Genomic DNA, 19904 nt, shown 5'->3' with positions numbered 1-19904 from the left:
GGAGGCAAGGGCCGCCTATCATAGCGCGCCTGGCAATTATCACAGCGGTCCGTGGTGTGAGTGGGGGGGAATGGGTGGGTGAAGGCCCCCAACTCTGAGGATTCCCACCCACTGTGCCACTACGACTAAAGTCCAATTAGCCAGCTTATTGATATCAAACAAGTTTTCGCCCCCTCCTCGATTGGCGCACCTCTTGCACCGAGCGAATGACGAACGTCAGCCACGCCGGCGCGCCCCGAGGGGAACAACATGAAAAAAATGCCAGACCTCAAATCGCACGGTTTTTTCAGCAAACCGGGCATCGCCGCTGTGATGCTGATCAACGTCAGCCTCGGCACCGTCAACGCTGCACCGCTTGACGATGTCAGCCCGCCGCCGCCAACAGATCCTTCGGCGTATAGCAACCCGCCGACCGACTTCAAGGCCGCGCTGGATGCCGTAAAGGCCATGCCGCCCGCCAACCAGGGCTCCGTCGCTTTGCCCAATGGCGTGTTTGGCACCCGCACTACGCCAACGACCGACAACGTGCTGCCGCCCAGCCTGCAGACATCCTTCAAAATCCCTACCAATGGCAAGCCCAGCCCGTTGTTCGGGGCCCAGCCGTACACTCAGCAATTGCTGCTGTTCGAAGAATTCGGCACGGAGAAACTCGACCCGACACTGCCGCCGCCCCCCCTGACCTTCCCGGTTCCGATCGTCGGCCCGGCGCCCACGCAGGACCCGAACAACATCGCCCGCAGTGGTCCTTCGGCCGCGGCGCTGGAAGCCTTCATGCGCCAGCCGGGGCTGTACCCGTTTCCGTCGCAGTATTCCAACGTGCTGGACCGCAACCCGTGGAAAGCGCAGATCGAAGCCTTCCTCAACCGCCATCCGGTCGGCTCGCCGGCCGAGGGGCGTCCACCAGGAAAAGGCTGGTCGCACCAGCGCTGGAACGAGTTCTACCCGCAGGTCGCCTTCAAGACCACTCAAGCGGGTGCCAAGCTCAACGGCGGCATGCGCGACCGCCGGCAAATGCACAACTACGCCGTCGGTGAGTTCGGACCAGGCGGTCTCTACAACCAGACCTCGGACGCTCCAGTCATTGCGGGCACCACCAAAGGCATCGACACCCGTTTCCATCCCAACTTTCCAATCCAGAACCACAAGGCGCTGTGGACCTTCGACGGCACCTTTCCGCCAAAACTGCTGATGGTGCGGTACGGCCAACCCGTGCTGATGCGCCACTACAACGCCCTGCCGATCGATCCGTCGGCCAACATGGGTTTTGGCCTGCACACCCTCAGCACCCACGAACACAACGGCCACTCCCCGGCCGAAAGCGACGGCTTTTCCAATGCGTTTTTCTTTCCGGGGCAGTACTACGACTATCGCTGGCCGATCCAGTTGGCCGGTTACGACACCATCAACACCAGCGCTCAGGATCCGCGTGCAGCGTTCCCTTGCGCCCCGGGCGAAACCCTGTTCGTCAACGATGCCACGCCGGGTCTCAAGACGTGCAACAACGGCAGCATCAAGATCCGTGGCGACTGGCGCGAAACCATGAGCACCCACTGGTTCCACGACCACATGCTCGATTTCACCGCGCAGAACGTCTACAAGGGCAACGCGGTGATGATGAATTACTACAGCGCCCTGGATCGTGGCAACGAAGCACTGGAAGACGGCGTCAACCTGCGCCTGCCCAGCGGTTCGGCGTTGCCCTGGGGCAACCGCGACTATGACGTCAACCTGATGCTGGCCGACAAGGCCTGGGACGCCAATGGCCAGTTGTGGTTCAACCCGTTCAACACCGATGGTTTTCTCGGCGATCAGCTGCTGGTCAACTGGCAGTACCAGCCGCGCCTGAACGTGCGGGCACGCAGCTATCGCTTCCGCATTCTCAATGGCTCGGTGTCGCGCTACTTCAGGATCGCACTGGTGCGTGAAGTCGTCGGCACCGGTGGTGAATACCCTGGCCCGGCAGGTTCCGGCCTGTCCTATACCCGCGTGCCGTTCCACTTGATCGCCAACGACGGCAACCTCATGGAACACGCCGTGCCGTTCGACGGCAGCATGGACCTGGACGCCGACGGCGACCTCCAGAACCACAACGCCATCCTGCCCACCATGGGCATCGCCGAGCGTTACGACATCATCGTCAACTTCGCGAAAAACGGGATCAGCACCGGCGACAAGCTGTACTTCGTCAACCTGATGGAGCACCAGACCGGCAAGGGGCCGGAGTCTGCACCGCTGAGCCTGGCCGATGTTCTGTCCGGCAAGTACAAGGCGGTGCTCAAGCTCGGTAGCAACGGGCTGCAATGGGACGCTGGCGACCCGGTGGTGGGCAAGTTCCTGCAGATGGTGGTCCAGCCTTACGCCGGCCAGGACGTGAGCATGAACCCCGCCGACTACGAACCCGCCAAGCCGGGCAAGGCGATGGGTAAAACCATGCTTCCGCTGACCCTCGACCGTGACGACCCGACAGTGCAGGCCAGACTGAAACTGGCGCGCCATCGCGAGTTCATCTTTGGCCGCTCCGACGGCACCGACGAAGCACCCTGGACGATCAAGACCGACGGCGGTTTAGGCTTCCAGATGGACCCTCGAGTCATCAGTGCCGCTCCACAACTGGCCAATGGCCCGACCCCTGCCGGGTTCTCCGGCGACGGCACCCTGGAAGTATGGAAAATCAAGAACGGCGGCAACGGCTGGAACCACCCGGTGCACGTGCACTTCGAAGAGGGGATCATCCTCCACCGCGACGGCAAGGCCCCACCGGAATGGGAAAAATGGGCACGCAAGGACGTCTATCGCATCGGCGCGGGCATCGACAGCTCAGTGGATGTGGAAATGGCGATCCGCTTCCGCGAGTTCGCCGGGACCTACATGGAGCACTGCCACAACACCCAGCATGAGGACACGTCCATGCTGCTGCGCTGGGATGTCGAGAACCCTGGTCAGTTCCAGTTGATGCCAACGCCCCTGCCCGGCTGGGACGGCGTCAACTACGTCAACTCCGCCGCGCTGCCAACCTTCCGCACTGGCGATACCCGTAACAATAACGACGGCGATAACCAAAAACCGATCGCCAACCCCGACAGCGCCATCAGCAATACTAGCCAACCGGTGATCATCAACGTCCTGGCCAACGACACCGACCCTGACGGTAACGTGCCACTTAAAGTGGTGGGGCTGGAGCAACCGGACTCCGGCAAGGGCACGGTCAGCACCGATGGTGTGCGCGTGACCTACACACCACCGGCCACGATCCCCGCGCCGTTCACCGCGACCTTTACCTATAAGGCCAGCGATGCCAAGGACGCGGAGTCGGAACCGGCGACGGTGTCCGTAGCGGTCTCGACAGCGGCCGTCGAAAGCCTGATCGTCACCAGCGCTACCGTCACCGCCCGCAGCAACAGCCGCTGGTATTGGGTCCTGTCCGGCACCACCTCCCGTGGCACGGGCAATACCATAACGGCGACTGCCACGACCACCACCGGTACGGTGAACCTTGGCACCGCCACCCTGACGACTACGGCTACAGGCGCACGCTGGAATATAGCGGTGACGACCGTCGGCAGTGGCCCGTCGCCTAGCCCGACGGCGACCATCAAATCAGCCTTCGGCAAAACCGTGACAGTGCCGATAAAAGCGAACTAGAGCGGATTGATCGACGCTCGGTCCATGCAATGTGGATCGGGCGTTTTTCTTTTGTGCGGCGTGCGGCGGGACCGAGGTTGGGTTAGTTGACTGTCGGTTCTATCGGCAAAGTGCCTGGCAGTCACCGCTGCGGCGCCACCATCCGGAAGCGGATATTGATCTCGTTGGACACCACACTGTCCGCCCACTCGCCCTCGCCGATCTTGAAGTCGTCACGCTTGAGCACCAGCTCGCCATCGAAGATGCCGATGGCGCTCTCCGATTTGAGCAGCACCGGCACACTCACCTCCCGAGTAAGCCCGCGCAGGGAAAGCTTGCCGGTGATGGTGTAGCGGTTATTGCCCAAGGCCTTGATGGACGTCGATTCGAAGGTCGCCACCGGATAAGTCGCGGTGTCGAACCAGGCCGGTTTTTGCAGCTCGGTATTGGCATCGCTGCTGCCGGCGTCGATGCTGATCAGGTCGATGGTCAGCGCGGCATGGGCGGCACCAGGGTTATCGGTGTCGAAGTCGAGCCTGGCCTTGAACTTGCCAAAAGTGCCGTAGGCTCTCGACCCCATCTGCTCATAGGTGAAACTCAAGGTGCTGGCCCTGGCGTTCACTTCCTTGTATTCCACGGCTTGCGCGAACGGCACCAGGCCGAACACCAACGTGCCAGCCAGAGCGACGCAACGCGCGGATCGAAGGTTCATGGCACTCTCCGGGAGGGCTCCCGTCTTGAGTTGGCGTGCCGCTCAAGTCGGGTGGCACCAGATGGACTTAAGCAAACAACCGGCGTTAATTCCACCTCGCGCGTTGATTTGCGACCACCTGCCGCTGGCCGCCAGCGCTACCCGCACTCCCCGCGTTGCCACGCCCGCTGCAACAGCTCGATCACCTCGGCATCCGAGGTCTGGGAAAAGTCCATGTACCAATGGCCAATCGAGGTGAACCACTCGGGCATCAGCGGGCAGATCAACTCATCCACCTCACTGCGCAGCGCCTCCACCGTTTCAATCGGCGCCACCGGCACCGCCACCACGATGCGCGATGGCGCCTGCACCCGTAGCGCCTGAATCGCCGCCCTCATCGATGCGCCGGTGGCAAGGCCGTCGTCGATCAGGATCACCACCTGATCCTTGAGCTGCGCCGCCGGCCGCGTGCCGCGGTAGACCTTCTCGCGGCGCAGCAGCTCGCGGCTTTCCTGTTCGACCACGGCGTCGAATGCTGCCTTGGCAATCGGATGCACCCGCAGCGCCTCTTCATTACGAATCTGGATACCACCGCTGGCAATCGCGCCCATGGCGTACTCCGGGTGGGACGGCACGCCGAGCTTGCGCACCAGCATCAGGTCCAGGCGAACCTTCAGCGCCGTGGCCACCTCATAAGCCACCGGCACACCGCCACGGGGCAAGGCCAGAACGATGACATCGGGGCGATTGGCGTAAGGCAGCAACGGCTCGATCAAACGCCGCCCGGCTGCCGGCCGGTCTTGCAGGATGGAATGGGACAAGGGGCTCATTTGAAACCTCCCCAGGCGATGGCGCCTGTCGGCTCACAGCCCCCAAATTGTCGACCTCATGCAGGCCGACATCAAGCGCAATGGCCTACACCAACCGCTCAATCTTCTGATGCTGCCACACCAGCTTGTAATACAGCGTCTGCAACACCAGCATCCCCAGATACGCCACCGGAAACGCCATCCACACCCCTTGCAGCCCGAACTTCGCATCCAGCAGATACGCCGCCGGCAACTGAATCCCCACCACGCACACTATGGAAATCGCCACCGGCACCATCACCGTGCCGCTGGCGCGCATGATGCCGCCGATGATCGCCTGGAAGCCAAACACCAACAGGCTCCAGAGCATGATGTGCAACAAGTGCTGGGCCATGTTAAGCGTCGCCTCTTCAGTGAGGAACGACGCCAGCAACCAGCTCGACAACAAGTACCCGAGCACCACCAGGCCACCGGTCAAACACACGTTGATCATCAGCCCGGTCCTCAGGATCGGCCCGATACGCTCGATGCGCCCCGCCCCGATCGCCTGCGCCCCAAGGATCGACGCAGTAATCGCAATCGACAACGCCGGGAACTGCACGTAATTGACGATCTGCGTCACCGCGCCATACGCCGCCGTCGCCTGGGAACCGTGCTGGTTCACCAGCGCCAGAATCACCAGCTCCGACAACGACAACACCACCATCTGCAACCCGGTGGGCAAACCGATGCGCAGCACCTTGCCGAGGATCGCCATGTCCAGCTTCATCGCCGCAAAGAACTCACGGTCCGGCGCCAGCGGATGGCCCTTGCCAATCAACCGCCACGCCAGCAACCCCATCGCCACCAGGTTGCCCACCAGCCCGGCTATCGCCGCACTCTGAATCCCCATCGGCGCAAAACCCAACCACCCGCGAATCAACGCCGGCGTCAGCGCCAGCCCGACACAGGTCGACACCACCAGCGCCAACAACGGCGACAAGGTATCGCTGACTCCGCGCAGCAACTGCGTGAACAACACAAACACCAACAGCGACGGCATGATCCACAACATCACATGGGCATACGCCACCGCATCGTCCAGCACATCCGCAGGCGTCCCCAACCCCATCAACGCCGACCGCGCAAACACACTCCCCACCACCGCCGCCACCAACCCGATCAACACCCCCAACAATAACGTCGCTCCGGCAATCGCCTTCACCAGATGCGTCTCCCGCGCCCCCCAAGCCTGCCCGATCAACACCCCCGCGCCTGCACCAAGGCCGATCACCAGGGCGATGAAGAAAAACACAATGGGGAACATCCCCGACACCGCCGCCAGCGCCTGGGTGCCGAGCATCTGGCCGATGTAGATGCTGTTGACCGTGCCGGACATGGATTGCAGGAAATTCGACAGGACCATCGGAGCGAGGAAAAACAGGTAGGTTTTCCAGAGGGGGCGTTGGGGATTCGGTGTTTGCATTCGGGAAGGTCCATCTCGACGGCGTGAGCGATGAGCAAGGATAGCGTGGGTGGCTGAATCCAAGGGGCCGTGAACATCTCAGGTCTGTGTTTATATTTCCAGCGGCCTGAGGTGAAAGGTCTGAAGTTTCATCATCACGGATCTTACGTCAGCCTCGGAATTCCTCACCTTGCCCATGACCTTGATGAAGCTTATAGTCCGCCCCGTCGCCCAAATGGCGACCAGGTTTGGCGACCTGTTCGATCGGATGCAAAAGCACTGTGCTTTTTTGCAGATGCTGTTGCACCTTCGCAAAGCTGTCTTTATGGCAGCTGTGCGTGGGAGACCTTCGGGTCTGCCGGTTTTCCGATCCCGGTTCGCCAACCTGCGTACAGCTGTCACCCATTCGTTTGGCGACGAGTGAGGGACAGTCAACCTTTGCACTGATCGGAGTTTCATCTATGGAAAGATACATGCCTCTTACCGGAATCGACCTGAAACCGGCTTCCCTGCTCATCGACACCCAAGCCCCACTCGACGTCTTGCAAGCCATGGCCGACTACCGTATCCGGACAGTCACGCAGGTGCTGGAAAACATCGCCTATCGCTCCGAACTCGGTTGCGACACGGTAGTGCTGGAGGACTTTTCCAAGTTGCTGGTCATTCCGTTGCGCGATGGCTGCGATTTGATGGATGTGATCGGCCGACGCTTGCGAGCACAAGCAGCGAAATAAACAAAAACGGGTGCCTAATCAGGCGCCCGCTTTGTTTGCGTTGCATGCAGCCGGTTTAGTCACTCACAACACATTCCCCAAGTGCCAAACGACCCTCAGACCCAATGATAGAATCCTGTTTTGAAAAAGGAGTTTCATCTGTGGAGGCTGGAAAAAAGAGTTGCCCCTATTGCGCGGAAGTCATCATGGCTGAAGCCATCTTATGCAAACACTGCCAATCTGACCTCAGGCAAAAAAAACGAATCCCACCTGGGTGGCCACTACCGTCAGAAAAGAGAATGGGCCTGAACAGCAAGATCGTCGTCGGAATCATTATCGCCATCACCTTGTACCTGGCTTTCGGCTTTTATGTCAGCAACACATCGGAAGACAAGGAAAGAACGCAGGCCCGTGAGGCCGCCGAACGATGCCACGAGGAAGTAAACAGCTACTCCGGCCCGGCAGTCGGGAAAAACGTTATCGCAGACGTTTGTCGAAAGCTGGAGGTCGAATTCCGCAAGAATTTGGGCCACCTGCCATAGGAAAAGCCGAATACGAAGCCCGCCATTGAGCGTAATGCTGTTCACTTAAGGACGAACACTGTATCTGTGGCGAGGGAGCTGGCTCCCGCTGGGGCGCGAAGCGGCCCTAAAATGGGACTGCTGCGCAGTCCAGCGGGAGCAAGCTCCCTCGCCACAGGTTACTTATTGCTCGCTCTATCTCTTAAATGAACGGTATTGCGCCATCGAGCGGGCTTTTTTTGCCCTTGGCATCAGGCAGCAATCGGCCAGGAGCGGTCATTCCAGTTCTGTTTGCGCGAAACCTTGGAATCGGCCAACACGCCCTCATAACAGTGGCTATACACAACGTTCCCGTGAGGAAGGACAGACCATGACCAGACAAACCGAAACTGCCATTCTCGCCGGCGGCTGCTTCTGGGGCATGCAGGATCTTCTGCGGCGCTATCCCGGTGTGCTGCACACGCGGGTCGGTTATACCGGCGGCGATGTGCCGAATGCCACCTATCGCAACCATGGCAACCACGCCGAAGCCATCGAGATCGTCTTCGACCCTGCCGTGATCAGCTACCGGCAGATCCTTGAGTTCTTCTTCCAGATACACGACCCCTGCACGCCCAACCGTCAGGGTAATGACCTGGGCCCCAGCTATCGTTCGGCGATCTACTACCTCAACGAACAGCAACGCGACATTGCCGAGGACACCGCTGCCGATGTCGATGCTTCACACCTGTGGCCAGGCCGAGTAGTCACCGAAATCGAACCGGCGGGGCCTTTTTGGGAAGCGGAACCAGAGCACCAGGATTACCTCGAACGTATACCGAATGGCTACACATGCCACTTCATTCGCCCGAACTGGAAGCTCCCCAAGCGCGCCTGAAAGTCGAGTGTGTGAGACGCAGAGGTGAGCGCTTCTGATCGATAGCAGTCTGTCGAATCAGCTTGAGCTTAGCTTGAATGAACACGCAGCCACATTAAACAAGCCCTCCAAAGCCCCCCCCAAGGAGCAGCCATCGGCAGCTCCTCGGGGATCTACTTCGTCATTCAAATTGTGCCAGGCATAAAAAACCACCTTCAGGCCTGCGGAACTCATCGAAATGAGCCTCGTAGGTGCTTATCGATGACAATCACTCCTCTGAAACCCCTGGGTGCTAAGCAGGACGCGGTGCTTCAACAGGCGGGGTTCCGTCGTGAAACATCGTCTTCAGTTGAGCTCGCAGTTCTGGTGAGTCGGTGTGTTTGTGAACACTGACCGCATGCTGCGCGGCGGCCTCGAGCAGTTCGTTTTCAGAGTCTGCGGACAGTGCGATTGAGCAGTGGGAATCGCTCGGAAACTCGCGGCAGTCGATGTATTTACGCGCCATGAATGTTTTCCTCCCTACGACGAAGGCAGGCCGTGGCCTGCGTGAACGATCGCTCGACGCGTCCCCCATACATCAAACACGACTGCATGCCACATCGAGTGTGCCGATCGTTAAAGTATAGGCCCACCGATGTCAGGGAAGTTGTGCCAGACATAGAAATCGGCCGCGCGGAAACAGGGAACAGATCACGACGGCTCGGTATTTACCTGAAATCGTGGTCTGTCCCTTTTTATGCTTTTTATGGGGCCGCTACCATCCCCGCAAACGGGGCACTACACCCACCCATCCGGGCGTTTACCACCTAACTTGAGGAATGTTCCCCACTCCCCCCCTGCCCCAATTTGAAACATCAAGAAACAATTCGCTAATTAAATTGAACTTTTTCTTCGCCCCAGGGTAATGGCTCATTAGTTGCACACCCCAAGTACCCGCAACAGCTGTCGTCCCGGACATCATGAAGACGGCGGGGCTTGCCAGATTCGGCATGACGCGAGGGGTGAAAAATGATACGCGCGACACTACCATGCAGCTCCATCGCCTTGCTGCGCAGGTCATGCCTGCCCTGTGCGATGCTCCTTACCGTGACTACCGCCAACGCCGTACCACTGGATGATTTCGGCCCGCCACCACCGACGGACCCCTCGGCGTATACCAATCCTGCGCCCGACCCCAAGGCTGCACTGGATTCCATACTGACCATGCCACCCGCCAACCAGGGCGCCATCGCCCTGCCCAATGGTGTGTACGGCACCCGCACCACGCCAACGACCGACAACGTGCTGCCGCCAGCCCTGCAGACATCATTCAAAATCCCCACCAATGGCAAGCCCAGCCCGTTGTTCGGGGCCCAGCCGTACACGCAGCAATTGCTGCTGTTCGAAGAATTCGGCACGGAGAAACTCGACCCGACACTGCCGGCACCGCCCCTGACCTTCCCGGTTCCGATCGTCGGCCCGGCGCCCACGCAGGACCCGAACAACATCGCCCGCAGCGGTCCTTCCGCCGCGGCGCTGGAAGCCTTCATGCGCCAGCCGGGGTTGTACCCGTTTCCGTCGCAGTACTCCAACGTGCTGGACCGTAACCCGTGGAAAGCGCAGATCGAAGCCTTCCTCAACCGTCACCCGGTCGGCTCGCCGGCCGAAGGTCGTCCGCCTGGAAAAGGCTGGTCGCACCAGCGCTGGAACGAGTTCTACCCACAGGTCGCCTTCAAAACCGTGCAAGCGGGCGCCAAGCTCAATGGCGGCATGCGCGACCGCCGGCAAATGCACAACTATGCTGTCGGTGAGTTCGGGCCTGGTGGGCTGTACTACCAGACCTCGGACATCCCGACCACGACCGGCACCACCAAAGGCATCGACACCCGTTTTCACCCCAACATGCCGATCCAGAATCACAAGGCGCTGTGGACCTTCGACGGCACCTTTCCAGTAAAACTGCTGATGGTGCGTTACGGCCAACCGGTGCTGATGCGTCACTACAACGCCCTGCCGATCGATCCGTCGGCCAACATGGGTTTTGGCCTGCACACCATTACAACCCACGAACACAACGGGCACTCTCCGGCCGAAAGCGACGGCTATGCCAACGCGTTTTTCTTTCCGGGGCAGTACTACGACTATCGCTGGCCGATGCAACTGGCCGGATACGACACCATCAACACCAACGCCCAGGATCCGCGCGCGGCGTTCCCCTGCGCCCCGGGCGAAACCCTGTATGTCAACGATGCCACTCCGGGCCTCAAGACGTGCAACAACGGCAGCATCAAGATCCGTGGCGACTGGCACGAAACCATGAGCACCCACTGGTTCCATGACCACATGTTCGATTTCACCGCGCAGAACGTCTACAAGGGCAACGCGGTGATGATGAATTACTACAGCGCTATGGACCGCGGTAACGAAGCCTTCGAAGACGGCGTCAACCTGCGCCTGCCCAGCGGTTCGGCGTTGCCTTGGGGTAACCGCGACTACGATGTGAACCTGCTGGTGGCCGACAAGGCCTGGGATCAGAACGGCCAACTGTGGTTCAACCCGTTCAACAGCGGTGGCTTCCTGGGCGATCAGATCCTGGTCAACTGGCAATACCAGCCGCGCCTGAATGTACGGGCGCGCAGCTATCGCTTCCGCATCCTCAATGGCTCGGTGTCGCGCTACTTGAGGATCGCGCTGGTGCGTGAAGTCGTCGGCACCGGCGGCGAATTCCCCGGCCCGACAGGTTCCGGCCTGTCTTATACCCGCGTACCGTTCCACTTGATCGCCAACGACGGCAACCTCATGGAACACACCGTGCCGTTCGACGGCAGCATGGACCTGGACGGTGACGGCGACCTGCAAAACCACAACGCCATCCTGCCGACCATGGGTATCGCAGAGCGTTACGACATCATCGTCAACTTCGCGAAAAACGGGATCAGCACCGGCGACAAGCTGTACTTCGTCAACCTGATGGAGCACCAAACCGGCAAGGGACCGGAGATTACACCGCTGAGCCTGGCCGATGTCCTGTCCGGCAAGTACAAAGCGGTGCTCAAGTCGGGCAGCAACGGTCTGCAATGGGACAACGGCGACCCGGCAGTGGGCAAGTTCCTGCAACTGGTGGTCAAGCCTTATGCCGGCCAGGACGTGAGCATGAACCCTGCCGACTACGAACCCGCCAAACCGGGTAAACCGGCCGGCAAGACCATGATCCCGTTGACCCTCAACCGCGACGATCCGGTGGTGCAGGCCAAGCTCAAAGTGGCGCGGCATCGCGAGTTCATCTTCGGCCGCTCCGACGGCACCGATGAAGAACCCTGGACCATCAAGACCGACGGCGGTTTCGGCTACCGCATGGACCCACGCCGGATCAGCGCCGCTCCGCAACTGGCCAATGGCCCGACCCCTGCCGGGTTCTCCGGCGACGGCACTCTTGAGGTGTGGAAAATCAAGACCGGCGGCACCGGCTGGACCCACCCAGTGCACGTGCATTTCGAAGAGGGGATCATCCTCCACCGCGACGGCAAGGCCCCACCGGAATGGGAAAAATGGGCACGCAAGGACGTCTATCGCATCGGCGAGGGCATCGACAGCTCAGTGGATGTGGAAATGGCGATCCACTTCCGTGAATTCGCCGGGACCTACATGGAGCACTGCCACAACACCCAGCACGAGGACACGTCCATGTTGTTGCGCTGGGATATCGAGCACCCCGGTCAGTTCCAGTTGATGCCAACGCCCCTGCCCGGCTGGGACGGCGTGACCTACGTCAACTCCGCCGCGCTGCCGACCTTCCGCACTGGCGATACCCGTGTCAACGATGGCGATAACAAAAACCCGATCGCCAACCCCGACAGCGCCATCAGCAACAACGGCCAACCGCTTATCATCAACGTGCTGGCTAACGACAGCGACCCTGACGGTAACGTGCCACTTAAAGTGGTGGGTCTGGCGCAACCGGACTCCGGCAAGGGCACGGTCAGCACCGATGGTCTGCGCGTGACCTACACACCACCGGCCACGGTCCCCGCGCCGTTCACCGCGACCTTTACCTATAAGGCCGCCGATGCCAAGGGTGCGGAGTCGCCACCGGCGACGGTGTCCGTAGCGGTCTCGACAGCGGCCGTCGAAAGCCTGATCGTCACCAGCGCTACCGTCACCGCCCGCATCAACAGCCGCTGGTATTGGGTCCTGTCCGGCACCACCTCCCGTGGCACGGGCAATACCATCACGGCGACTGCCACGGTTACAACCGGTACGGTGAACCTTGGCACCGCCACCCTGACGCCTACGGCTACAGGCGCACGCTGGAATATAGCGGTGACAACCGTCGGCAGCGGCCCGTCGCCCAGCCCGACGGCGACCATCAAATCAGCCTTCGGCAAAACCGTGACGGTGCCAATAGTGGTGAACTAGAGCGGTTTGATCGACGCCCGGTCCATGCAATGTGGGTCGGGCGTTTTTCTTTTGTACGGCGTGCGGTGGGACCGAGGTAGGGGTTGTTGACTGTCGGTTCTGTTCGCAAAGTACCTGATTGATCCCTGCCTTTGCATTGACTGTTACCCCGCCATCGCGGGAAAGCCCGCTCCCACAGGGGATCTGTGTCGAGCATAAATTATTTGCTCGCTGAAGATCCTTGTGGGAGCAACTGTCTTTACCATACCACTCGTCACCGCCATTCGGTGCCGTCCCCCAACATGGCATTCAGCCTAATCAGTAAGACCCGCATGCAGGCGATGAGCGCGACTTTCGCGCTCATCGCCTCGCTCCCGAAGGTCGCCACCGGATGATTCGAGGCCACGAAAAACCAATCAGGCGAAGATACTCAATATACCCGTAACAAAGAGAAGAGCCGCTGCGACAGCGGCTCAACCTGGGAAACCTTCGATGATTTAAACGACTGGACAAGGGAACCGGACGACTACGAAATAATGGCTACTGTCACCGTTCTCTGGCACCTGCGTTCAGGCACTTGGTGCTGTCAGTCAAAGGTATATTTGCCTTCTAGCATGAATGCCGGCTCTCTCCAGTTGGGCCCTCTCACAACTCCGCCCCCACTATATTTGATAAAACCGGCATCACACATTTTATGGACAAGGTTCAATAACCCTATGTTGTTCTCCACATGCGCCCAGTTAGCCCGATTATAAAGGCCATCAAGTTGAGGAAAGGAGATACCTAATTGATTTTTGGTTACAAATAGAATTACCTCTTCAGGTTTCTCGTTAAGTACGATGGCTGCAATGACACTCATTATTTTATTCCTCCAAGTTCCTTATACTCTCGTTCCCTTTGCTTTTCATCCGCTTCTAAAGCATCAGGTGTATAGAGCAATTCAAAAGCATCCTTGACTTTGTAGTCCTCCAGCGTCGCGGCGTGAGTGTTATTCCAAATAACACCGTCATCCGAGTTTACACCGTCAGCTACACCTAATGCTCTGAAACGTTCGAGTTCTCTGATTTCATGAGTATAGAAGCGTTTGTCTACCTCTGTGATTACCAATTCACCCAGCAGAATTTTTTTCAAGCGATCAATCATGATGGCATTGGCATCCGAAGACCTGAAACGTCCCGTATGTAATTTGACTAGATCAATACCCGCTTGGGTCACGGTAGCACTTGTCCAATCGAGATCGAGGATTGGGCCTCCGGCTTTGGCGGGATTGAAAAATCGACCGCTGTGTTTTCCCCTTGTGGTTGCTCCTTCATAAGGACTATTAAAAACAACGTAGATTGGCGGCAGACCGCTTTCAATCGGAAAGCAGTAAATGCAATCCCTGAAATCAGGCAATTCGAACGCGGGTAAGGTTTCAGGCTGCACAAGCAATGGCGACAGCGTAACGCCAGTGTAAGTCGGTACTTGCGCAGGTCGGGCGGGCGAAGTTGTCGAGCCGTTTCCCAAGTGAATAATGGGAAAACTGAGGATATTGGGCGGTGTATCGTTTGACGTGAAACTGTAGCTGCTGGTCGTTGGATCGAATGCCAATGCTCGCACTGGCACTTTTTCCGAGACACTCCCTCCAGCCGGGGTTGCAACAAGTGTGTATTGGTTAAGGTCGCCAACAATCCGATAAGGAAGGTCAATGGTTCCTTCGGTAGCAGCGATTTCATTCAGGTTTGACGGCAGCTTCGGCAAAAAAGTGCTACCGGGCAGTGTGAGAACTGTTTGAGGAAAGCGTTCGCCGTTAGCAAGAGCAGGTGAATAGAACAAGGCCCCGATCCCAACAGCAGTGGCCCGACTGAGAAGTGCTTCTCCCAACCCTGCCAACAGCTGAATGCCTTCATGGATCACTGCCCTGAAGGTCCAACCGTCGGCGACATGGATGGCAATGGCACCCGCCACAGTCCCTGCTTCTGCGCCATTACCAATGGGTAACCTGTAGGTGTAAGCAACTTCGCCCCTTGCCAAGGCGTGATGGATTTCAGCGTCTGCAGTTGCAGAAGCGTCCTCCAGAATGGGGATGGCTTCGACCAGGATTCGTTTAACGTAGGCGGCAGTTAGCGATAATAGGAACTCTTCATAAATGCTTAGTCGCACTGCCATATCTTCTTCGACATCCACATCCGTTGCAAATACCGCGGCACTCATTTTTCTGTCTAGCGACAATGCGTCTAAACCATTATATAGTATTGCCTCGTGCCAACTCCTATGGATTCTGGCCCTTTGCAGAAGCTCTACGATGATCGCTTTCTTTTTTAAGGCAGCTTCCAACGCATTGAGTTCCTGCCCATCAATGGCTGCGACTATGCGTTTTTCTAGATAATCTCGAACATTCGGTGCACCCCCCGAAAAACTACTCTTTATCTGATCGCGCACCGAAAGCCCTATCGCCACCAACTTTTGGTATGCGTCGCTGGTGTCTTTGACACCCTCAATACTATGGGGCGTAGTAACCGTCGGGACAGTCCCATCCCAAAACAAAATACTATCGAAGCTTGAAGGAAAAACCGGGCTTTCCTTAGTTTTAACTTGCCGAGACTCAGGCGATATTAAAGGTGAATAATGTGTAATTGGTTCTTGCATATAGCGCTCCATGCAACAATATGAATTCCATATAGCAGACAGCACAAAAGTTATGCCACAACAACGTAGCAATTTCAATACTTCAATATTTACTGCATACGTCGCGCGCGAAAGATGATATTAGACCCAAACAACCTCTGCGGCTTCCAGCAAAATCCTCACAGCAAAAGCGCCGAATTCAATCTTCTATATACGGACTACTAAAACAAAGGAACTGATTTATTTTTACGATACTCTTTAATCAATGGCGAATGTCGTGTTCGGGCGGTTGCGCAGGTGCTGGAGAGCATTGCCTACCGATCCGGGATCGGTTGCGGCACGGTGTGCTGTCGGTTTTTTCCAAACTGCTGGTCATTCCGTTGCACGATGGTTGTGACTTGATAGATGTGATTGGACGGCGGTTGCGGGCGCAGGCTGCGGAGTAAATGAAAACGGGCATCAAAGGTGACCGTTTAGCTACTTTACGATGCTATCCCCTCTAGCCGACACGCCTCAATTCGCTAGTTGCAATTTCAATAACTGGCTTATTGACGGGGTTCCAGCTCAAGAAATGGAGGCTAAATACATGCTGGCGGGAGGAAGCTCAGAGACGCTCTACGATGAAACCACCTATTTGAATGCATTGAGGAAGCGCGGTTCACCGCTCCTGAAGAACCTCGATTTAGGTTGACTGACTTCCTCAGGGCGTGAAGTTTTCGGTCGTACAGGATTTACAATCGCAGGCTCAGCTGAACTGCCCGGTAGCCTTCAAGCACGGTGCATCCAAGGCGGCCCCACGTCGAACAGGCAACTCAATCGCGACCTGAGCAAACACGGCTAGGCGCGGGCACGCCGATATAGTCGACTCTATTGCCTACCGTATTTCCCGGAGCCTCCATCCAGTGTCTGACTTGCTGAGCAACGCCGCCTACACAAAACGGTTCGACCTGGTACTAGCCTACATCGACGCCAATCTCGAAGGTGACTTGTCCGTGAAGACGTTGAGCCAAGTCGCGAACTTTTCGGCGTTTCACTTCCATCGACAATTCACCGCGTTCGTGGGCGTGCCTGTTTCACGTTATGTACAACTGATGCGACTACGGCGCGCGGCGCATTGCTTATCTTCCCTCGCGGATTACTCGGTGCTGGACGCCGCTTTCGGTGCGGGTTTCGAAAGCCCCGAATCATTTTCCAGGGCGTTCAGGCGGGCGTTCGGTATGACGCCGAGTGCATTCAGGAAGCAACCGAATTGGCAGGTCTGGAGTGCGGTGTTCACCATCCCTCATTTTTCCAGGAGCATCATCATGCAGATACGATTTGTGGAGTTTCGCGAAGTCAGGGTTGCAGCATTAGAGCATTGCGGAGCGCCCGGGCTCGTTAATGAGAGCGTGCGTAAATTTATCGAGTGGCGCATGCAGAGCGGCCAGTCGCCGGTGGCATCAAGTCGCAGCTTTGGTATTCCTTTCGGCAACCCCGATACGACCCCGGCCGAAGAGTTCCGGTTTGCAATCTGCGGCGAGATTCACGAGGCAGTAGCAGCGAATGAGTTCGGTGTAACCGAGAGGGTTATCCCTGGCGGGCGCTGCGTCGTGGTGCGTCACGTGGGCTCGACGGATCACATCGGCGAATCGATCTATCCGATCTATCGCGACTGGCTCCCCACCAGCGGCGAGGAGCTTCGAGACCAGCCGCTGTTCTTCGATTATCTAAGCATTTCCCCCGAGACACCGCAGGATCAATGGCAGACCGATATTTATGTGCCTTTGCAATAGCGGACAGGTCGCTGCTGGTTTGAAATGATCGTCGTTGAGTTCATGGTAGATATCCTGGTTCCAGAGTGGGTGTCTGCTCAGACAGCGTTCCTTGTTTTGAAGCGAAGCAGACCGATCTGTTGGCCGCGGCTCGTCAGCGGCTACGGCATCACAGAGGTGCCGGCAACACTGATTGCTCAGGTTGAACGTGGGCGTTTTGAGGGTTGAGCCAGCGTCTTCGAGCGACCCTGAGGTCGCTCAAAGGCGCTCTTGTTACTTCAGGTTGCCGCTGAGGAATTGCTGCAGGCGCTCGCTTTTGGGGTTGCCCAATACGTCCTCGGGCGTACCCTGCTCTTCGACCCGCCCCTGGTGCAGGAAAAGCACCTGGTTCGACACTTTTCGCGCAAAGCTCATTTCGTGGGTCACCATGATCATGGTGCGGCCTTCTTCGGCCAGTCCCTGGATCACCTTGAGCACTTCTCCCACCAGCTCCGGGTCCAGGGCCGAAGTCGGCTCGTCGAACAGCATGATCTCCGGTTCCATGCTCAGGGCACGGGCAATGGCGACCCGTTGCTGCTGACCACCCGAGAGAAACGCCGGGTATTGATCTGCAACCCGCGCCGGCAATCCGACCTTGTCCAGGTAGCGCCGGGCGCGATCCTCTGCGTCCTTCTTGCTGACGCCCAGCACCCGGCGTGGGGCCATGGTGATGTTGTCGAGCACGGTCATGTGGCTCCACAGGTTGAAGTGCTGGAACACCATCGCCAGGCGAGTACGGATGCGTTGCAGTTCATTGGCGTCGGCCACGCGCATGCCGTGGTGGTCATGGACCATTTGAATCGGCTGGTTGTCCAGGCTCATGGCGCCGTCGTTGGGCGTTTCCAGAAAGTTGATGCAACGCAGAAAGGTGCTCTTGCCCGAACCACTGGCGCCAATCAGGCTGATCACATCGCCGGTCTTGGCGTTTAGCGAAACGCCCTTGAGGACTTCATGATTGCCATAACTTTTGTGCAGGTTTTCAACGGTCAGTTTGTACATGAACAAGCTTCCTGAATTAGTGAGCCGGGCCGAGGAAAGACAGCCAGCGGCGTTCAGCCAGGCGGAACAGGCCGACCAGGGAGAAAGTGACTGCCAGGTAGATCAACGCGGCGATGCCGAACGACTGGAAAGTCAGGAAGGTCGCCGAATTGGCGTCCCGTGCGACTTTCAGGATGTCCGGGATGGTCGCGGTGAAGGCCACGGTGGTCGAGTGCAGCATCAGAATCACTTCGTTGCTGTAGTAAGGCAGCGAGCGACGCAGGGCGGACGGCATGATCACGTAGGTGTACAGCTTCCAGCCGGTCAGTCCGTAGGACTTGGCCGCTTCGACTTCACCGTGGTTCATGCTGCGAATGGCCCCGGCGAAGATCTCCGTGGTGTAGGCGCAGGTGTTCAGGGCGAAGGCCAGGATGGTGCAGTTCATCGCATCGCGAAAGAACGCATCCAGTACTGGCTGAGCACGCACCGCGGCCAGGCTGTAAATGCCGGTGTAACAAATCAGCAGCTGAATATAGAGAGGCGTACCGCGGAACAGGTAGGTGTAGAACTGCACCGGCCAGCGCACCCAGACATTGGTCGAGACCCGGGCAATCGACAGCGGGATCGACATCACGAAGCCGAAGAAGATCGAGGCACTGAGCAGCCAGAGGGTCATGGCCAGCCCGGTGATGTGATTGCCGTCCTGGAACAGGAAAGGTTTCCAGTATTCCTGCAGTAGCTCGATCATCGCACGGCCTCCCGGGTGCCTGCGGCGTAGAAGATTTCCATCCGGCGCAAGACGTAGTTCGAAACGGTGGTGATCACCAGATAGATCAAGGCGGCCAGAATCAGGAAGAAGAACAGCTGATAGGAGCTCTTGCCCGCGTCCTGGGCCACCTTGACCAGATCGGCCAGGCCAATGATCGACACCAGAGCGGTGGCCTTGAGGATCACCATCCAGTTATTACCGATGCCGGGCAGGGCAAAACGCATCATTTGCGGGAACACCACCAAGCGAAAGCGCTGAGCGCGGGTCAGGCCGTAGGCGGTAGCCGCTTCCATCTGCCCTCGCGGTACGGCAAGGATGGCGCCACGGAAGGTTTCGGTGAAATAAGCCCCGTAGATGAAGCCCAGGGTAATGACCCCGGCGCTAAAGGGGTTGATTTCGATGTATTCCCATTCCATGAAATCGGTAAACGAGGTCAGCCAGGTTTGCAGGCTGTAGAAGATCAACAGCATCAGCACCAGGTCCGGCACCCCACGGATCAGCGTGGTGTAGGCCTGTGCAGGTACACGCAGCAGTGCCGATTTCGAAAGCTTGGCGCTGGCGCCGATCAGGCCCAGGCCGACGCTCACCAGCAAGCACAGAAAGGATAATTTGACAGTCATCCAGGAGCCTTGCAGCAACAGCGGGCCGAAACCCTTAAGGCTAAAGCCTGACAGCCCAAGAATCTGCAATAGGTTTTCTAGCATTGAGCAGCCCTACGTCAATCAAAAAAG

The 19904-nt window shown here is 58.2% G+C and carries 15 protein-coding genes and 1 pseudogene; 7 read left to right on the top strand and 9 right to left on the bottom strand.

The annotated features are described in order from the left end of the window. Positions 1-249 precede the first annotated feature (249 nt). Complete coding sequence (locus KGA96_RS14805) at positions 250-3642, top strand: Ig-like domain-containing protein (RefSeq protein WP_223513402.1); 3393 nt, start codon at positions 250-252, stop codon at positions 3640-3642. A gap of 121 nt (positions 3643-3763) precedes the next feature. On the opposite strand, the gene KGA96_RS14800 is transcribed toward KGA96_RS14805, so the two are convergent. The 3 genes from KGA96_RS14800 to KGA96_RS14790 form a co-directional block, all read right to left on the bottom strand. Next, positions 3764-4333, bottom strand: coding sequence for a YceI family protein (locus KGA96_RS14800; RefSeq protein WP_046044008.1), 570 nt, complete (start codon positions 4331-4333; stop codon positions 3764-3766). A gap of 137 nt (positions 4334-4470) precedes the next feature. Continuing rightward, the gene (locus KGA96_RS14795) at positions 4471-5142 is read right to left on the bottom strand and encodes a phosphoribosyltransferase (RefSeq protein ID WP_046044009.1); all 672 of its coding nucleotides are present in this window, start codon (positions 5140-5142) and stop codon (positions 4471-4473) included. Between the two features lie 85 nt (positions 5143-5227). Then, a complete protein-coding gene (locus KGA96_RS14790; protein ID WP_046044010.1) occupies positions 5228-6586 on the bottom strand; it encodes an MATE family efflux transporter in 1359 nt (452 codons plus the stop codon). A gap of 440 nt (positions 6587-7026) precedes the next feature. Here KGA96_RS14790 and KGA96_RS14785 point away from each other — a divergent pair, with 440 nt between their 5' ends. The 3 genes from KGA96_RS14785 to msrA all read left to right on the top strand — a co-directional run bounded on the left by KGA96_RS14785 (position 7027) and on the right by msrA (position 8676). After that, on the top strand, positions 7027-7299 hold the full coding sequence (locus KGA96_RS14785; RefSeq protein WP_046044012.1) for a hypothetical protein: 273 nt from the start codon (positions 7027-7029) through the stop codon (positions 7297-7299). Positions 7300-7484: 185 nt separating this feature from the next. Further along, positions 7485-7820 carry a hypothetical protein gene (locus tag KGA96_RS14780; RefSeq protein ID WP_223464474.1) on the top strand — a complete coding sequence of 112 codons (336 nt, stop codon included), beginning with the start codon at positions 7485-7487 and terminating at the stop codon, positions 7818-7820. Positions 7821-8169: 349 nt separating this feature from the next. After that, positions 8170-8676 carry a peptide-methionine (S)-S-oxide reductase MsrA gene (gene msrA / locus KGA96_RS14775; protein WP_223464476.1) on the top strand — a complete coding sequence of 169 codons (507 nt, stop codon included), beginning with the start codon at positions 8170-8172 and terminating at the stop codon, positions 8674-8676. Between the two features lie 271 nt (positions 8677-8947). Here msrA and KGA96_RS14770 read toward each other — a convergent pair whose 3' ends face one another. Further along, positions 8948-9160, bottom strand: a complete 213-nt coding sequence (locus tag KGA96_RS14770; protein WP_008001113.1) for a DUF1059 domain-containing protein — start codon at positions 9158-9160, stop codon at positions 8948-8950. Between the two features lie 569 nt (positions 9161-9729). Between KGA96_RS14770 and KGA96_RS14765 the strand changes: the two genes are divergently transcribed. Next, positions 9730-13050 (top strand): Ig-like domain-containing protein, encoded by a 3321-nt coding sequence (locus KGA96_RS14765; RefSeq protein ID WP_223513398.1) that lies wholly within the window; start codon positions 9730-9732, stop codon positions 13048-13050. Between the two features lie 565 nt (positions 13051-13615). Here KGA96_RS14765 and KGA96_RS14760 read toward each other — a convergent pair. Both KGA96_RS14760 and KGA96_RS14755 read right to left on the bottom strand, forming a co-directional pair. Further along, positions 13616-13888, bottom strand: a complete 273-nt coding sequence (locus tag KGA96_RS14760; protein ID WP_046037973.1) for a hypothetical protein — start codon at positions 13886-13888, stop codon at positions 13616-13618. Further along, the gene (locus tag KGA96_RS14755; RefSeq protein WP_223513397.1) at positions 13888-15657 is read right to left on the bottom strand and encodes an S-type pyocin domain-containing protein; all 1770 of its coding nucleotides are present in this window, start codon (positions 15655-15657) and stop codon (positions 13888-13890) included. Before KGA96_RS14755 ends, KGA96_RS14760 begins: the two co-directional genes overlap by 1 nt. An 881-nt stretch (positions 15658-16538) precedes the next feature. Between KGA96_RS14755 and KGA96_RS14750 the strand changes: the two genes are divergently transcribed. After that, complete coding sequence (locus KGA96_RS14750) at positions 16539-17408, top strand: GyrI-like domain-containing protein (RefSeq protein ID WP_046037971.1); 870 nt, start codon at positions 16539-16541, stop codon at positions 17406-17408. 42 nt (positions 17409-17450) lie between these two features. Continuing rightward, positions 17451-17600, top strand: a pseudogene (locus KGA96_RS14745) (efflux RND transporter periplasmic adaptor subunit); the annotation flags it as partial. Positions 17601-17660: 60 nt separating this feature from the next. On the opposite strand, the gene KGA96_RS14740 reads toward KGA96_RS14745, so the two are convergent. From KGA96_RS14740 to KGA96_RS14730, 3 genes are read right to left on the bottom strand one after another with little or no spacing between them, the layout of a single operon-like run. After that, on the bottom strand, positions 17661-18425 hold the full coding sequence (locus KGA96_RS14740; protein WP_223513395.1) for an ABC transporter ATP-binding protein: 765 nt from the start codon (positions 18423-18425) through the stop codon (positions 17661-17663). Between the two features lie 16 nt (positions 18426-18441). Further along, positions 18442-19152, bottom strand: a complete 711-nt coding sequence (locus KGA96_RS14735) for an ABC transporter permease (protein WP_223513393.1) — start codon at positions 19150-19152, stop codon at positions 18442-18444. Next, the gene (locus tag KGA96_RS14730) at positions 19149-19877 is read right to left on the bottom strand and encodes an ABC transporter permease (protein WP_046037968.1); all 729 of its coding nucleotides are present in this window, start codon (positions 19875-19877) and stop codon (positions 19149-19151) included. The genes KGA96_RS14735 and KGA96_RS14730 overlap by 4 nt, the downstream gene beginning before the upstream one ends. Between the last annotated feature and the right edge of the window lie 27 nt (positions 19878-19904).

Source organism: Pseudomonas sp. GL-R-26, from assembly GCF_019947365.1.
Taxonomy (GTDB): Bacteria; Pseudomonadota; Gammaproteobacteria; order Pseudomonadales; family Pseudomonadaceae; genus Aquipseudomonas.
Note: the sequence above shows the minus strand (reverse complement) of the source record. Positions and strands in the feature narration are given on the sequence as shown.

Coding starts and splice junctions, on each gene's coding strand:
- KGA96_RS14790 (WP_046044010.1), bottom strand. CDS start 6,586: ATGCAAACACCGAATCCCCAACGCCCCCTCTGGAAAACCTACCTGTTT.
- KGA96_RS14730 (WP_046037968.1), bottom strand. CDS start 19,877: ATGCTAGAAAACCTATTGCAGATTCTTGGGCTGTCAGGCTTTAGCCTT.
- KGA96_RS14765 (WP_223513398.1), top strand. CDS start 9,730: ATGCTCCTTACCGTGACTACCGCCAACGCCGTACCACTGGATGATTTC.
- KGA96_RS14800 (WP_046044008.1), bottom strand. CDS start 4,333: ATGAACCTTCGATCCGCGCGTTGCGTCGCTCTGGCTGGCACGTTGGTG.
- KGA96_RS14805 (WP_223513402.1), top strand. CDS start 250: ATGAAAAAAATGCCAGACCTCAAATCGCACGGTTTTTTCAGCAAACCG.
- KGA96_RS14780 (WP_223464474.1), top strand. CDS start 7,485: ATGGCTGAAGCCATCTTATGCAAACACTGCCAATCTGACCTCAGGCAA.
- KGA96_RS14740 (WP_223513395.1), bottom strand. CDS start 18,425: ATGTACAAACTGACCGTTGAAAACCTGCACAAAAGTTATGGCAATCAT.
- KGA96_RS14760 (WP_046037973.1), bottom strand. CDS start 13,888: ATGAGTGTCATTGCAGCCATCGTACTTAACGAGAAACCTGAAGAGGTA.
- KGA96_RS14795 (WP_046044009.1), bottom strand. CDS start 5,142: ATGAGCCCCTTGTCCCATTCCATCCTGCAAGACCGGCCGGCAGCCGGG.
- KGA96_RS14785 (WP_046044012.1), top strand. CDS start 7,027: ATGGAAAGATACATGCCTCTTACCGGAATCGACCTGAAACCGGCTTCC.
- KGA96_RS14755 (WP_223513397.1), bottom strand. CDS start 15,657: ATGCAAGAACCAATTACACATTATTCACCTTTAATATCGCCTGAGTCT.
- KGA96_RS14735 (WP_223513393.1), bottom strand. CDS start 19,152: ATGATCGAGCTACTGCAGGAATACTGGAAACCTTTCCTGTTCCAGGAC.
- KGA96_RS14770 (WP_008001113.1), bottom strand. CDS start 9,160: ATGGCGCGTAAATACATCGACTGCCGCGAGTTTCCGAGCGATTCCCAC.
- msrA (WP_223464476.1), top strand. CDS start 8,170: ATGACCAGACAAACCGAAACTGCCATTCTCGCCGGCGGCTGCTTCTGG.